The 14,272-nt window shown below is 63.5% G+C and carries 11 protein-coding genes; 4 read left to right on the forward strand and 7 right to left on the reverse strand.

The window, feature by feature from the left end; translation table 11 throughout:
* The first annotated feature begins 73 nt into the window (after positions 1–73).
* Complete coding sequence (locus AC1DX4_RS05190) at positions 74–3,433, forward strand: autotransporter outer membrane beta-barrel domain-containing protein (RefSeq protein WP_477219312.1); 3,360 nt, start codon at positions 74–76, stop codon at positions 3,431–3,433.
* A 71-nt stretch (positions 3,434–3,504) separates the two neighbouring features.
* A complete protein-coding gene (locus AC1DX4_RS05195) occupies positions 3,505–6,912 on the forward strand; it encodes an autotransporter outer membrane beta-barrel domain-containing protein (RefSeq protein ID WP_477219313.1) in 3,408 nt (1,135 codons plus the stop codon).
* A 177-nt stretch (positions 6,913–7,089) separates the two neighbouring features.
* Here the strand turns inward: AC1DX4_RS05195 and AC1DX4_RS05200 are convergent, their stop codons facing one another.
* The 3 genes from AC1DX4_RS05200 to AC1DX4_RS05210 are packed head-to-tail and all read right to left on the reverse strand — an operon-like array spanning position 7,090 to position 7,827.
* A complete protein-coding gene (locus tag AC1DX4_RS05200) occupies positions 7,090–7,314 on the reverse strand; it encodes a DUF680 domain-containing protein (RefSeq protein ID WP_477219314.1) in 225 nt (74 codons plus the stop codon).
* 51 nt (positions 7,315–7,365) lie between these two features.
* The gene (locus tag AC1DX4_RS05205; protein WP_477219315.1) at positions 7,366–7,572 is read right to left on the reverse strand and encodes a DUF680 domain-containing protein; all 207 of its coding nucleotides are present in this window, start codon (positions 7,570–7,572) and stop codon (positions 7,366–7,368) included.
* A gap of 51 nt (positions 7,573–7,623) precedes the next feature.
* A complete protein-coding gene (locus AC1DX4_RS05210) occupies positions 7,624–7,827 on the reverse strand; it encodes a DUF680 domain-containing protein (RefSeq protein WP_477219316.1) in 204 nt (67 codons plus the stop codon).
* 474 nt (positions 7,828–8,301) lie between these two features.
* Between AC1DX4_RS05210 and AC1DX4_RS05215 the strand changes: the two genes are divergently transcribed.
* The gene (locus AC1DX4_RS05215) at positions 8,302–8,979 is read left to right on the forward strand and encodes a response regulator (protein WP_477219317.1); all 678 of its coding nucleotides are present in this window, start codon (positions 8,302–8,304) and stop codon (positions 8,977–8,979) included.
* Positions 8,976–10,328 carry a sensor histidine kinase gene (locus AC1DX4_RS05220; RefSeq protein WP_477219318.1) on the forward strand — a complete coding sequence of 451 codons (1,353 nt, stop codon included), beginning with the start codon at positions 8,976–8,978 and terminating at the stop codon, positions 10,326–10,328. The genes AC1DX4_RS05215 and AC1DX4_RS05220 overlap by 4 nt, the downstream gene beginning before the upstream one ends.
* 4 nt (positions 10,329–10,332) lie before the next feature.
* On the opposite strand, the gene AC1DX4_RS05225 is transcribed toward AC1DX4_RS05220, so the two are convergent.
* From AC1DX4_RS05225 to dapB, 4 genes are all read right to left on the reverse strand, one after another.
* Positions 10,333–11,211: an ABC transporter permease gene (locus tag AC1DX4_RS05225; RefSeq protein WP_477219319.1), complete on the reverse strand. Its 879-nt coding sequence runs from the start codon at positions 11,209–11,211 to the stop codon at positions 10,333–10,335.
* A 99-nt stretch (positions 11,212–11,310) separates the two neighbouring features.
* Positions 11,311–12,165: an ABC transporter ATP-binding protein gene (locus AC1DX4_RS05230; protein ID WP_477219320.1), complete on the reverse strand. Its 855-nt coding sequence runs from the start codon at positions 12,163–12,165 to the stop codon at positions 11,311–11,313.
* Positions 12,166–12,326: 161 nt separating this feature from the next.
* A complete protein-coding gene (locus AC1DX4_RS05235) occupies positions 12,327–13,334 on the reverse strand; it encodes an ABC transporter substrate-binding protein (RefSeq protein ID WP_477219321.1) in 1,008 nt (335 codons plus the stop codon).
* A gap of 157 nt (positions 13,335–13,491) precedes the next feature.
* A complete protein-coding gene (gene dapB, locus AC1DX4_RS05240; RefSeq protein ID WP_477219322.1) occupies positions 13,492–14,271 on the reverse strand; it encodes a 4-hydroxy-tetrahydrodipicolinate reductase in 780 nt (259 codons plus the stop codon).
* Position 14,272: the final 1 nt, after the last annotated feature.

The raw sequence follows: 14,272 nt of genomic DNA on the forward strand, positions 1-14,272 counted from the left end.
GTACGGTGGCTCTCCCGGCAGACAGCGCCTCGACAAGCGCGTTTCACAAAAACCCTTCTGAAAGTTCGAAATCATGATCGCATCACGCGCGACATTGAGTCCCCGCTCGGCCAGGTTCGCCGCGCTGCTGCTCGCCGGCACCGCTATCTCGGCACTGCCGATACTTCAGGCGAACGCGGACGAGACATGGACGGGTACGACCTCCACCAACTGGTTCACCGCTTCGAACTGGAGCAACAACGCGGCTCCGACGTCCGGTGACACTGCCACCATTGCGACGACGACACCAAATGCGACGGTCATCAACAGCGGCGACGCCTTTAGTCTAAATACGAAGGTTGGTTCCGACTCCGGCGCGGGTCAGCTCACGATCTCTGGCGACGGCGCGCTTACAACCACGGACAACCTGCTTGTCGGCGATACCACTGCGCCAAACACCGGCGCTGGCTCGGTACTTGTCACCGGAGCAGGCTCCCAGGCAACCGCCATGGTTGTCATGGTGGGTACCGGGTCCGACGGGACGCTGACGATAGCCAGTGGCGGCGCGGTCGGCGCATTGACCGTAATGGCCGGCGCCACCTCCAACGGCACCATCGATGTCGAAGGTGCCGGCTCCACCCTGACGGCGCAAAGTGCTCTGGTGGTCAACAATGGCCCCAGCACCGGTCTGGCCGGGATCTTGTCGGTCACCAATGGCGCAACTGCCATCAGCCTCGACCAGACCACTATCGGCGAAGGCGCTGGCAGCGCCACTGCAACGGTCGATGGCGCCGGTTCGTCCTTGCAAACCACCAATAAACTGGCAATCGGCGCCTTTGGCGGCTCGGGTTCGCTCACGATCAGCAATGGAGGTGTCGCCTCGGCGGCAATAGCCGTGCTCGGCGATGCCTCGGGCTCGTCCGGCACACTGACGGTCAAGGATGCCCAGTCGAACCTCACGACCAGTGTATTGGACGTGGGCAACACCGGTACCGGCACGCTGACAATTTCGAACGGCGGCACGGTTCTCGACCAGAACGCCTATGTCGGAATAGCACCCCACAGCACTGGCACTGTCCTCGTCACAGGTACCGGCTCCAACTGGAAGAACACCTTCTCCCTTTACGTCGGCGGCGACGGCAACAGCGCCGATACCGGGACGGGCGTCCTGACGATCGAGAAAGGCGGCACGGTTGCCAACGAGGACACCGCGATCGGCTATACGACTGGCACCACCGGCAAGGTGACGGTCACCGGCGCCGGATCGAGCCTCACCAATACAGGCGATCTTATAGTCGGATTCGACGGCAACGGCACGCTAGCAATCGCCGCCGGAGGTACGGTTACCGATAAGGTCGGCATTGTCGGCTTCGGTGACGGGATTGGCACTGTCACGGTCGACGGCATCAACTCAAGCTGGAAGAACACGAGCGATCTTTTGATCGGTGCCGGCGGTGGCAGCTCGGGCACACTTGCCATCTCAAACGGCGGCGCGGTGACATCGACGGGGAATCTATATGTGGGATACGACGGCGATTCGAAGGGAACGCTTACCCTCTCAAGCCTCGGCACCATGTCGGTGGGCGGCGATCTTTACCTGGCAGATAATACCGGTTCGACAGGCACGCTCAACATTGGCGCGGCGAAGGGCGATGCGGCCGTGGCGCCTGGCCTGCTCGATGCCGCAACGATCCAGTTCGGAAGCGGCGCCGGCACGATCAACTTCAACCACACCAGCAGCAGCTACATTTTTGTACCCCAGATCAGCGGTTCCGGCACGATCAACCAGATCGCCGGCACCACCGACCTGGCCGTGGATTCCATCGGTTTCACCGGCAGGCTGAATGTCACTGGCGGCCGGCTGGTGGTGGACGGCTCGCTGCCAAATGGACTGGCAGCCGTGTCAGGCGGCGGTATCCTCGGCGGCATCGGCGTTCTCGGCGGTATCGGCACTGTCGGCGGCATTGACGCTGAAACCGGCGGCATCGTCGCGCCAGGCAATGGCGATGGCATCGGCACGCTCCATGTGGCTGGCAATGTCGCCTTTGGATCGGGCTCGATCTATGAGGTCCAGGTGAACGCAAACGGCGCCTCCGACCTGATCCACTCCACGAAAGAGGCAATCCTGAGCGGCGGCACCGTGCAGGTTCTAGCTGCTCCTGGCGCTTATGGCGCGAACACCCAGTATACGATCCTGACCGCCGACACCGGTCTTTCCGGCAGCTTTGCCAACGTCAGCGGGGTGACCGCGACGCCCTTCCTCATCTATGACCTGACCCACGACACGAACAATGTCTATCTCGACGTCTACCGCAGCAGCGCCAGCTTCGCCTCGGTTGTAACGGCGCCCAACCAGATCGCTATCGCCGCCGCCGCCGAAAGCCTGGGCGGCAGCAGCATCGTCTATGACGCGCTCGTGGTGTCGCCGACGGTGGCCGCCGCGCAAGATGCCTTCGACCAGTTGTCCGGCGAGATCCATGCCTCAACCAAGGGCATGCTGCTCGACGACAGCCACTTCATCCGTGATGCCGCCACCAGCCGCATCGATGCTGCCTTCGGCGACGCCGGTGCAGCGGCACTGCCGGTTCTGGCCTATGGCGACGGCGGCCCCGAAATCGTTGCCGCCGACACCGACCGTTTTGCCGTTTGGGGACAGGCCTTCGGTTCATGGGGCAATACGAACAGCGACGGCAACGCCGCGGCCTTTGATCGCTCCACAGGCGGCCTGCTGGCGGGCGCCGACACGCTGGTGGGTGACTGGCGTGTCGGCCTGCTTGGCGGCTACAGCCATTCGTCTTTCAATGTCGACGCGCGCAACTCCGCCGGTTCCAGCGACAATTATGATGTTGGCCTCTATGGCGGCACCAATTGGGGCGCCATCGCCTTCCGCGGCGGTGCCGCCTACAGCTGGAGCCGCATCGCGACCAGCCGCGCGGTTGCCTTCAACGGTTTGGATGAGGCACTGTCGGCCGATTACGATGCCGGCACAGCGCAGGCCTTTGGCGAACTCGCCTACAAGATCGATGCGAACAAATTCTCCTTCGAGCCGTTCGCCAATCTCGCTTATGTCAATGTGAGAACCGACGGGTTCAGCGAGACAGGCGGCGCGGCGGCGCTGACCAGCGCCGGGTCGAACACCGACGCCACCTTCACCACGCTCGGCCTGCGCGGCTCGACCGATTTCGCGCTTGGCGGCATCGACGCCACGGCGCGCGGCATGCTCGGCTGGCGCCATGCCTTCGGCGATGTCACGCCGACCTCGACCCTCGCCTTTGCCGGCAGCGATACCTTCACCATCGCCGGGGTGCCGATCGCCCGTGATGCCGCCATTGTCGAGGCCGGGCTCGACCTTAAGATGACGGCCACTGCAACGCTTGGCCTGTCCTATTCCGGCCAGTTCGGCGGCGGCGCCACCGACAACGGCGCCAAGGCAAGTCTAAGCGTCAAGTTCTGAGCAGACACAGCGCCGCCGACGGGCGGCGCTTCGATAAACGCGCTTCCTGAAATCTTCTGAAAGTTCCGATCATGATCCCATCCCGCGCCAAACGCTGTCCAACACACCGCGCTACGAGACTGGCCGCGCTGCTGCTCGCCGGCACCGCCATCGCGGGGCTGCCTATGTCCCTGGCGAACGCGGACGAGACATGGACGGGCACGGCCTCCACCGACTGGTTCGCCGGTTCGAACTGGAGCGGGAATGCCGCGCCGACGTCCAGCGACACTGTAACCATAGCGACGACGACGCCTAATCCGACGGTCATCAACGGCGGCAACGCCGTCAGTGGGCTTACGGAGGTTGGTTATCAATCGAGTGCGGGTGAGCTGACGATTTCCGGCGGCGGCACGCTTACAACAGCAGGCGGGCTATATGTTGGCACCTCTAATATATCAAATTCAGAGGCCAGCTCGGTACTGGTCACCGGTGCAGGCTCGCTGGTGACCTCCGCCTCGGGCACTGTTCTTGTGGGCTTTGGGGCCGATGGGACATTGAAAATAGCCGATGGCGCAGCAGTTAACGCCTCTACCGTGATTGCCGGCGGCTTTTCCAACGGCACCATTGATGTCGATGGCACGGGTTCCACCCTGACGGCGCAAAACTCATTGATCGTCAATGGCGGCGGCTTAAGCACCGGCCTGACCGGGGCCTTGTCGATCACCAACGGTGGAACTGCCACCAGCAACGGACAGACCACAATCGGCGGAGGCGTCGGCAGCGCTACCGCCATGGTCGATGGCGCCGGTTCGTCCCTGCAAACCGCCTATGCGCTGACGATCGGCGGCGGCGGCTCAGGCTCGCTCACGATCAGCAATGGCGGCGCTGCCTCGGCGGCAGCAACCGTCCTGGGTGATGGTCTCGCAACCTCGTCCGGCACGCTCACTGTCGAGGATACCGGATCGACATTCACTACCGCTTCGTTGACCGTGGGCAATAGAGGCACCGGAACGCTGAAGATTTCGAACGGCGGGTCGGTCTCAAGTTTCTTCGGCGATGTCGCCGTCAGCGCCGGATCCACCGGTGACGTGACGGTCGACGGCGCCAATTCCACATGGAACAACACTCAGGATCTTGTCGTCGGTGGCGGGGGCAACGGCACACTGACGATCAAGAATGGCGGCACGGTTTCAGACTTGAATGCCTATCTCGGCAGCGCAGCCGGCAGCACGGGGACAGCGCTCGTCACCGGAGCCGGCTCGACCTGGACGAACACAGGCACCATTCTCGTCGGCGGCGACGCCACCAATAGCAGCGACACCGGAACCGGCTTCCTGACGGTCGACGACGGCGGCACGGTCACCAGCCAGGGTGGTGAAATCGCCTATTTGCCCAAGTCAACCGGCACGGTGACCGTCGAAGGCGCCAATTCGACCTGGACCATGAGCGGCAATATTGGCATCGGCACTGGCGGCAACGGCACGCTTGATATCCTCGACGGCGGCGCGGTGAGCGATGCCCTCGCCGCGCTTGGCGGCTTCGGCACCGCCAATGCGACGGTGGACGGCGCCAATTCCAAGTGGACGAACACAGGCGATATGTATCTCGGGTCCTTTGGCACGGGAACGCTGACGATTTCGAATGGCGGAACCGTCACCGTCGACGGCAATCTGCTGGCCGCCCTTGCGGCCGGCTCGACCGGCACGATCAACATCGGCGCGGCGGCCGGCAGTGCGGCCGTGGCACCCGGCACGCTCGACACCGCATCCATCCAGTTCGGCGCAGGCACCGGCACGATCAACTTTAACCACACCAGCAGCGATTACATTTTCGCACCGAAGATCATCGGTCCAGCCACGATCAACCAGATCGCCGGCAACACTGAGTTGAACACCGATTCCACCGGCTTCTCCGGCGACGTCAACGTCACCGGCGGCAGACTGGCGGTGAACGGCTTGCTGCCTGGCGCGCTGGTGATAGCGTCGGGCGGCGGTATCATCGGCGGCAATGGCGTCGTCGGCGGCATTGACGCTGAGTCCGGCGGCATCGTCGCCCCGGGCAATTCCATCGGCACGCTGCATGTGGCAGGCAATGTCGCCTTTGTATCGGGCTCGACCTACCAGGTCCAGCTGAACCCGGCCGATTCCTCCGACCAGATCATCGCCTCGGGAACAGCGCTTCTGATCGGCGGCACAGTGCAAGTGCTGCCCGCTGTCGGTCCCTATGGCGCAACCACGCAGTATACCATCCTGACTGCCGACATGGGCGTCTTCGGCAGCTTCGCCGGGGTCAGCGGAACCCCCTTTCTCAGTTACGACCTCACCTACGATCCCAAGAACGTCTATCTCGACGTCGCCCGCAGCAGCACCAGCTTCGCCTCGGTCGGCGCGACGCCAAACCAGATCGCCACCGGCGCTGGAGCCGAGAGCCTGGGCAGCGGCAGCATCGTCTATGACGCGATCGAGGTGCTGCCGACGGTGGCTGCCGCGCAAGCCGCCTTCGACCAGCTGTCCGGCGAGGTCCATGCCTCGACCAAAGGCATGCTGCTCGATGACAGCCACTTCGTCCGCGACGCCGCCACCAGCCGCATCGATGCCGCCTTCGGCGATGCGGGTGCGGTCCCCCTGCCCGTCATGGCCTATGGCGATGGTGGGCCGGAAATGGTCACCGCCGACACCGACCGTTTTGCTGTTTGGGGACAGGCCTTTGGTTCATGGGGCAATAAGGACAGCGACGGCAACGCCGCCGCCTTCGATCGCTCCACCGGAGGCCTGCTGGCGGGCGCCGACACGCTGGCGGGCGGCTGGCGTGTCGGTGTGCTCGCCGGCTACAGCCATTCGTCCTTCAATGTCGACGACCGCAACTCCGCCGGTTCCAGCGACAACTACCATCTTGGCCTCTATGGCGGCACCAATTGGGGCGCCATCGCCTTCCGCGGCGGCGCGGCCTACAGCTGGAGCCGCATCTCGACCAGCCGCGCCATCGCCTTCCACGGTTTTGCCGATGATTTGTCGGCCGATTACGACGCCGGTACAGCGCAGGCCTTCGGCGAATTGGCCTACAAGATCGAAGCGAACAAGTTCGCCTTCGAGCCCTTCGCCAATCTCGCCTATGTCAATGTAAGGACCGACGGGTTCAGCGAAACCGGCGGTGAGGCCGCACTGACCAGCGCCGCATCGAACACAAACGCCACCTTCACCACGCTCGGCCTGCGCGGCTCGACCGATTTCGCGCTTGGCGGCATCGACGCCACCGCGCGCGGCATGCTCAGCTGGCGCCATGCCTTCGGCGATGTCACACCGACCTCGACCTTGGCCTTTGCCGGCGGCGACGCCTTCACCATCGCCGGCGTGCCGATCGCCCGTGACGCCGCCGTTGTCGAGRCTGGCTTCGACCTCAAGATGGCGGCCAATGCGACGCTTGGCCTGTCCTATTCCGGCCAGTTCGGCGGTGGCGCCACCGACAACGGCGCCAAGGCGAACCTCAGCGTCAAGTTCTGAAAAAGCGCGGGCTGCAATCCTGCTGAGACGAAGGCGTGGTTCAAGGGGTGACTGACCCCACAACTGATCCCACCTGCATCCAGCTGACGCATTGTCCGCCGACTGTTGTCGTAGGCAAAAAACAAGAGCGGCGGGCCAAGCCCACCGCTCTTTGTCGTCTTCCGGGGATTGAAGGAATTAATGGCCCCAGATGCCCTGGCCCGACTGAGCCGGCACGTTGGCATTGGCGTCACCCTGTACCTTTACGGACTTTGCGATCGAACCGGTATGCGTGGTGTCGATGTTGGAGGACTGGCTGGCAACCGGCTGGTTGACGTTGTTGGAGCCGTAGTTGTCGCTACCGGCAAAAGCGGTGCCCGTGGCAACGAGGATGGCGGCGGCGGTGAGTGCGATCTTGGTCATTTTAAGTACTCCTGATTTGCAGGTTGGTTGCGACTGGTTCGGGAAGCGCGGTTAGCGATTGCCGGCCAGATCGCGGTCAGCGCCCTGCGGGGCCTGGACCTGGACCGTTGCGGTCGACTTCGAGGTCGAAGCGGTGACCGAATGGTCGACAGTGGCGGCAGGCTGGTTGATGTTGTTGGAGCCAAAGTTGTCGCTGCCGGCAAAAGCGGTGCCCGTGGCAATGAGGATGGCGGCGGCGGTGAGTGCGATCTTGGTCATTTTAAGTACTCCTGAATTCAAGGTTGGTTGCGACTGGTTCGGGAAACGCGATTAGCGATTGCCGGCCAGATCGCGGTCAGCGCCCTGCGGGGCCTGGACGGACGCAGCGGTCGACTTCGAAATCGAAGCGGTGACCGAATGGTCGACAGTGGCGGCGGGCTGATTGACGTTGGCCGAACCATAGTTGTCGCTACCAGCAAAGGCGGTGCCCGTGGCTACGAGGATGGCGGCGGCGGTAAGAGCGATCTTGGTCATTTTAAGTACTCCAGTATTCCCTTGTCCTGTCCGTCTAGTGGCGTGCCCTCTGTGGGGAATTCGCGTCGCTCGGACCACCCCGAAGTAGGGAATGCTTTTTCGGATTACCAGCAGCGTCGGCTTTGCAGAATTTTCTTATATTATAGACAATGCATATTGCATTGCAGCAATTTTATCGCGATTTATGTAATGATTTCAGCCTATTGAGCCTAATGCTTCCAACGAAACCGGAGTGCTTTTGGAGGCCATTGTTCACTGTTTGCGATACAAACTGTCAATCAGAACCGAACCGTTCGGTTCGATTTGTGGGTGAAAATAGACCGGCTTGAACCTGCAAGGGTCTGTTGCCAGCTGTGGCCAAGAGCGCATTTGTCTTGCGTTGAGATCGATCCTGTCGCTCATTCAGAAGAGATCAGGGGTGCATGGCCGATCAGGCCCAAGACGACCCGCTGGCGGATGAGATCCGGACTAGATATGCGACTGCTGCTTGTTGAGGACAATCGTGAACTGGCCGACTGGCTGGGCAAGACCCTGCGCCAGGCGAATTATGTGGTCGACATTGTCCATGACGGCGAGGATGTCGAGCACGCGCTGGCCGCCGGCGATCATGCGCTCGTCATCCTCGACCTGGCGCTGCCGCGCATGGGTGGGATGGAGGTGCTGCGCATGCTGCGGGCACGCGGCAATGCAGTGCCGGTGATCGTGCTGACCGCCAATGCCAGCCTCGACGGCCGGGTCAAGGGCCTCAATGAAGGCGCCGACGACTATCTGGCCAAGCCGTTCCAGATCGAGGAGCTTGAGGCGCGCATCCGTGTGCAGCTGCGCCGTGCCAATGACCGGACCGCCCCTGTCGTTGCCTGCGGCGATCTCGTCTTCGACACCAACACACGACTGTTTTCGCTGGCCGGCGAGACACTGGCGCTGACACCGCGCGAACATGCGGTGCTGGAGCAATTGATGGTCAAGGCCGGGCGCACGGTGAGCAAGGCGGCATTGTCGGCGGCGATCTACGATTTCGAGACCGATGCCGACCCCAGTGCCATCGAGATCTATGTGCACCGCGTGCGCAAGAAGCTCGAAGGGTCGCGGGTCCAGATCGCCACCTTGCGCGGCCTCGGCTACCTGCTGCGGCATGAAGATCCGGCGCCATGAGGATTAACAGCCTCCGGCTGCAGCTTCTGGCCTGGGTTGTGTTGCCGCTCGTCGGGCTGGCCACCATCAATCTGTGGACCAGTCAGCGCAATGCGTTGGCGACCGCCGATCTTGTCACCGACCGCATGCTGGTGGGATCGGCGCGCGCGATTGCCGAGCAGGTCGCGATGGTCGATGGCGTGCTCGATGCCACCGTACCTCCGGCTTCGATCGAGATGTTCGACACCGGCGATCGCGACAGCGTTTACTACCGCGTCGAGACTGCCGGCGGGCGATTGCTGACTGGTTATCCCGACCTCCCAGAAGCGCCGCAGCACGCCAGCGCCGAGGCCAGCTACCGCGACCATCCGCTACGGCTGCTGACCCTCAGCCATGCGGTGATCGGCGCCGGCAGCGATTCACCGATATCGGTCACCGTGGGCATAACCCTTGCCGGCCATGACGCCATGGTGAAGCGGCTGTGGTTCAGCGCCTTTGCCCAACAGCTGGCGTTGGTGGCGATTGCCGGCGTGTTCGTATTGCTCGGCCTGCGCCGGGGTCTCGCGCCGCTGATCAAGCTGCGCGATGCGGTGCGTTCGCCGAGCCGCAGCGACCTCGATCCGGTCGAAGTGCCAGGGGCGCAAAGCGAGATCCGGCCGCTGATCGACGCACTGAACGTCTATATGGAGCGTGTGCGGGCGCAGATGGCGGCTCAGCGCCGCTTCATCGCCAATGCCGCGCACCAGTTGCGGACACCGCTGGCGTTGCTGTCGACGCAGGCAAGCTACGCGCTTCGCGAAACTGTCCCCGACGCACGCCAGGAAGCGCTGGTGGCGCTGCAGACAAGCTCCGGCAAGCTGGCGCGCCTGGCCGAACAGTTGCTCACCCTGTCACGCGCCGAGCCGGGCAGCCGGCGGCCGCGCGCCGACCATATCGACCTGACCGAGGCCGCCCGGCACGTGCTGGAAACGCAGGCACCGGCGGCGATCGCCCGCAACATCGATCTCGGCCTCGAAGAGACCGGCCCTGTGCCGGTCATCGGCGACGGCACCATGCTGCGCGAGATGATCGTCAATCTTGTCGACAACGCGCTGCGTTACTCCAAGGATCGCGGCAGTGTCACGGTGACACTGGCGGCCGTTGACGGCGAAGCCGCGCTGACGGTCGCCGACGACGGGCCTGGCATTCCGGTGGACGAGCGAGACCATGTGTTCGAGCGCTTCTACCGCATCGCCGGTTCGACCGAGGAAGGCAGCGGGCTGGGGCTCGCCATCGTGCGCGAGGTCGTCGAAAATGCCGGCGGCCGCGTCACCCTTGGGGATGGCGCGGCCGGCGGCCTGGTGGTCGAGGTGCGCTTGCCCCTGGCTTGATTGATCAAGCCCCCTGCTCGTTGAACGGCGCCGGCCGCCACTTGACGACGTAGTTCTCGAAGCGGGTGATGATGAACTCCACCACCAGCGCCATGACAGCCAGGATGATCATGGCGGCGAACACGCCATTGGCGTTGAAGGCGCCTTGGGCGGTCGAGATCAGCAGGCCCATGCCTTGCTTGGCGCCGAGGAATTCTCCGACCACCGCACCGACCAAAGCGAAGCCGAAGCTGACATGCAGGCTGGCCAGGATCCAGCTCATCGCCGAGGGGATGATCACCGAGGTGGTGATCTGGAACGGCGAAGCGCCGAGTATCTGGGCGTTGGCGATCATCGCCCTGTCGGCCTCGCGCACGCCCTGGAAGGCGTTGGCGAAGACGACGAAGAACACCATCACCACAGCAAGCGCCACCTTGGAGGCCATGCCGAGGCCGAGCGCGATGATGAACACCGAGCCGAGCACGACGCGCGGCACCGAATTGGCGATCTTGATGTAGATCGAGAAGACATCGGCCAGCAGCCGGTTGCGGCCGAGGATGATGCCGGCGGCGATGCCGCCAACGGCACCGATGACGAAGCCGAGGAAGGTTTCCTCCAGCGTCACATACATCTGCACCCAGAGCGACCCTTGCGACGTGCCCTCGGTGACCCACACCCAGATCTGGTCCCAGATGCCGGAGGGGCTGGCGAAGAAGAATGGGTCGATGATGTTGTAATCGGCGCCGAGTTCCCACAGGCCGAGGAAGACGACCAGGATAGCAAGGCGCAACCCGATGACCAGCGCATGACGACGGCGCAGCCGCGCCCTCGCCCGGGCTTCGGCAACGGCGATTGAAACATCGCGGACGGCGGCCTGATTTGCGGCCGGAGAGATTGCGGTCACGGCTGGTCTCCTCTCAGAGCAATTCCAGGAAAAGTGCCAAACGGTTTTCCGTCCGGAATTGCGAAAAACAAAATCATTAGGGCGGGTCGGCGACCCGCTCTAATGCCCGGTCTGCAGGCCACGGCTCTGGCCGAGCTGCACTTCCTCGCGCAGATCGCTCCAGATCACTTTGGCGATCTCGATGAATTTCGGGTCGTAGCGGATGTCGGCCATGACACGCGGGCGCGGCAGGTCGATGCGATAGACGCTCTTCACCGTGCCCGGCCCGGCGGTCAGCACATAGACCTTGTCGGCAAGCGCCACCGCTTCCTCGAGGTCGTGGGTGACGAAGACGACGGAGGATTTCTGTTCCGACCAGAGATCCAGCAACTCGTCCTGCATGGCGGTGCGCGTCTGCATGTCGAGCGCGCTGAACGGCTCGTCCATCAACAGGATTTTGGGCTGGTTGATGAAGGTCTGCGCCAGCGCGACGCGCTTGCGCATGCCGCCCGAAAGCTGGTGCGGATAATGCTTTTCGAAGCGGCCGAGGCCGACGCGGGTGATCCAGTCGCGCGCCCGCTCATAGGCTTGCGCCTTCGGTGTGCCACGATAGAGCGGACCGGCGGCGACATTGTCGAGGACGCTGCGCCACGGGAACAGCGCATCGGCCTGGAAGACGAAGCCGATGTCGCGGCTGATGTCGGTGACCGGATTGCCCATGACGCGGACATTGCCGGTCGTCGGTCGCAGTAGGCCGGTGACCAGATTGAGCGTCGTCGACTTGCCGCAGCCGGTCGGCCCGACGACGCAAGCGAACTCGCCGCGCGCCACGGTCATGGTGAAATCCCGTATGGCCGTCATCATGTGGCCGTCCGGCGTGACGAAGCGCAGCGTCACATCGTCGATGGCAATCGCGGCATCGGCTGGTGGTGCGGCCTGAGACAGCTTTTTGGCCGCCATGGTTTGCACTTGCATGGCACACTCCTGAGGTGTTGGCGCGGAGATGCCACCGGTCGGCCAGCAGGCCTCCCATCATCGGCATCCGCAAAGGCGCCGCTGCCGAACTGATTCAGCCGAGCGGCGCAAGTTGTTGTTCTTCAACGAACGGAGCGGAAATCCGCACCCGCCAGCCGACGCTACTTGGCGGCGTCGACGAATTCCGTGGTGAAGGTCTTCGACAGGTCGATCTGCTTGCCCTGCAGGCTCTTCGAGAATGTCGAGAGCACTTTCAGCACCGTCTGCGGGCCATCGGCCGGCATCCGGCCATCGGGCGTGAACATCGCCTTGCCGCCGGCCAGGCCCTGTACGTAGAGGTCCTTGTTGCCGGCGTAATAGTCCTTCGGCATCTTGTCGGCGATTTCCTCGGCCGAATGCGTGGCGATGAACTTCATCGTCTTGACGAAGGCATTGGCGAGCTTTTGCGCCTCATCCTTGTGGCCTTCGAGCCAGGACGACTGGACGTAGAAAGAGGCGGCCGGATAGTCACCGCCCAGCGCTTCCTTGGTCTTTTCGGGCGTGCGCATGTCGACCAGCACGCTGGCCTCGCCGGTCTTGAGCAGCTGCGCGATGGTCGGCTCGGTGGTCATGCCGGCCTGGATCTGGTCCTGCTTGACGGCGGCGATGAAGGTGTTGCCGGCGCCGACCGGCAGCAGCGTGTAGTCGCCCGGCTTCAGGCCGTTGCGTACGGCAAGGTACTGGGTGAGGAAATCGGTCGAGGAACCGAGACCGGTGACACCAAGCGTGGCGCCCTTGAAATCGGCCGGCGACTTGATCTCGGGGTGCTTGGCGGAGACCAGCTCGACCTCGCCAGGTGCCTGGCTGAACTGGACGATCGACTGGATGTATTTACCCTTGGATTGCAGGTCGACGGTGTGGTCGTAGAAGCCGACGACGCCCTGCACGGCACCGGCCAGCAATTCGTTCTCGGCCTCGACACCGGCACGGGAATTGACGAGCTCGACGTCGAGCCCCTCATCCTTGAAGTAGCCGAGCTGCTGGGTGAGCACGGCCGGCAGGTAAATCTGCTTTTCCATGCCGCCGACGATGATGGTGATCTTGTCGGCCGCCGATGCCGTGCCCGTGGCAACAAGGGCAAGCGTCAAGGCTGCTGAACGCAAAATGCGTTTCGAGATGAAACCGGTCACTTAACTTCCTCCACCTGGCGGCACGCCTTCCCGGCTACGCCGCATTCCTCCTTACCGGCCGCTCCCGAACCGGTCACACGACGAACGCCGCAATGCCGTCATTGCATGCCCAAGCTTTCAGCTGGCTTTCAGTCGTTCTAGCGGCCGTGGAATCCGGTCACGAGGCTGCAAAACCGAGAACGTCGCGCATATCGTATTCGCCGGGCGGTCGTCCCGACACCCAAAGTACGGCGGCAATGGCGCCACGGGCGAACATGATGCGGTCGCCGGCAGCATGCGACAGGGTGACTATCTCGCCTTCGGCACAGAAGCTGACGCTGTGCTCTCCGACGATGCTACCGCCACGCATCACCGCAAAGCCGATCTCGCCGGCGGGACGCGCGCCGGTGACGCCGTCGCGGACGCGCTTGGCTACCGTGTCCAGTGCGACGCCGCGCCCACCGGCAACGGCATGGCCCAGCATCAGCGCGGTGCCGGATGGCGCATCGATCTTGTGGCGATGATGCGCCTCGAAAATCTCGGCATCCCAGTCGTCGGCATCGAGTGCTCTCGCCGCCTGCTCGACCAGCCCGACCAGCATGTTCAGCCCAAGCGAAAAGCTGCCGGAGCGGACAATGGGAATCGTTTTCGCGGCATCTACTATGGTCGCCAGTTCGGCGGCATCGAAACCGGTCGAGCCAATCACCAAAGCGGGGCTGCTGCGGTTTGCACAAAACCTTGCCAGGTCAGCCGATGCAGCAGGTGTGGTGAAATCGATGACGACATCGGCCATGGCAAGCGCTTCGTCGCGGCTCACCAGCCCGTCGCCGACATTGCCTGGTCGATGGAAGCGGGCGACGAGCGCCAGCCGCGGATCGGCCTGAACGGCCTCCGTCATCCGGCGACCCATGCGGCCGAGCGCGCCGGCGATGGCGATCCTGATCGGCGGTTGCGCCATG

Source organism: Mesorhizobium sp. P3_A8 (assembly GCF_056402995.1).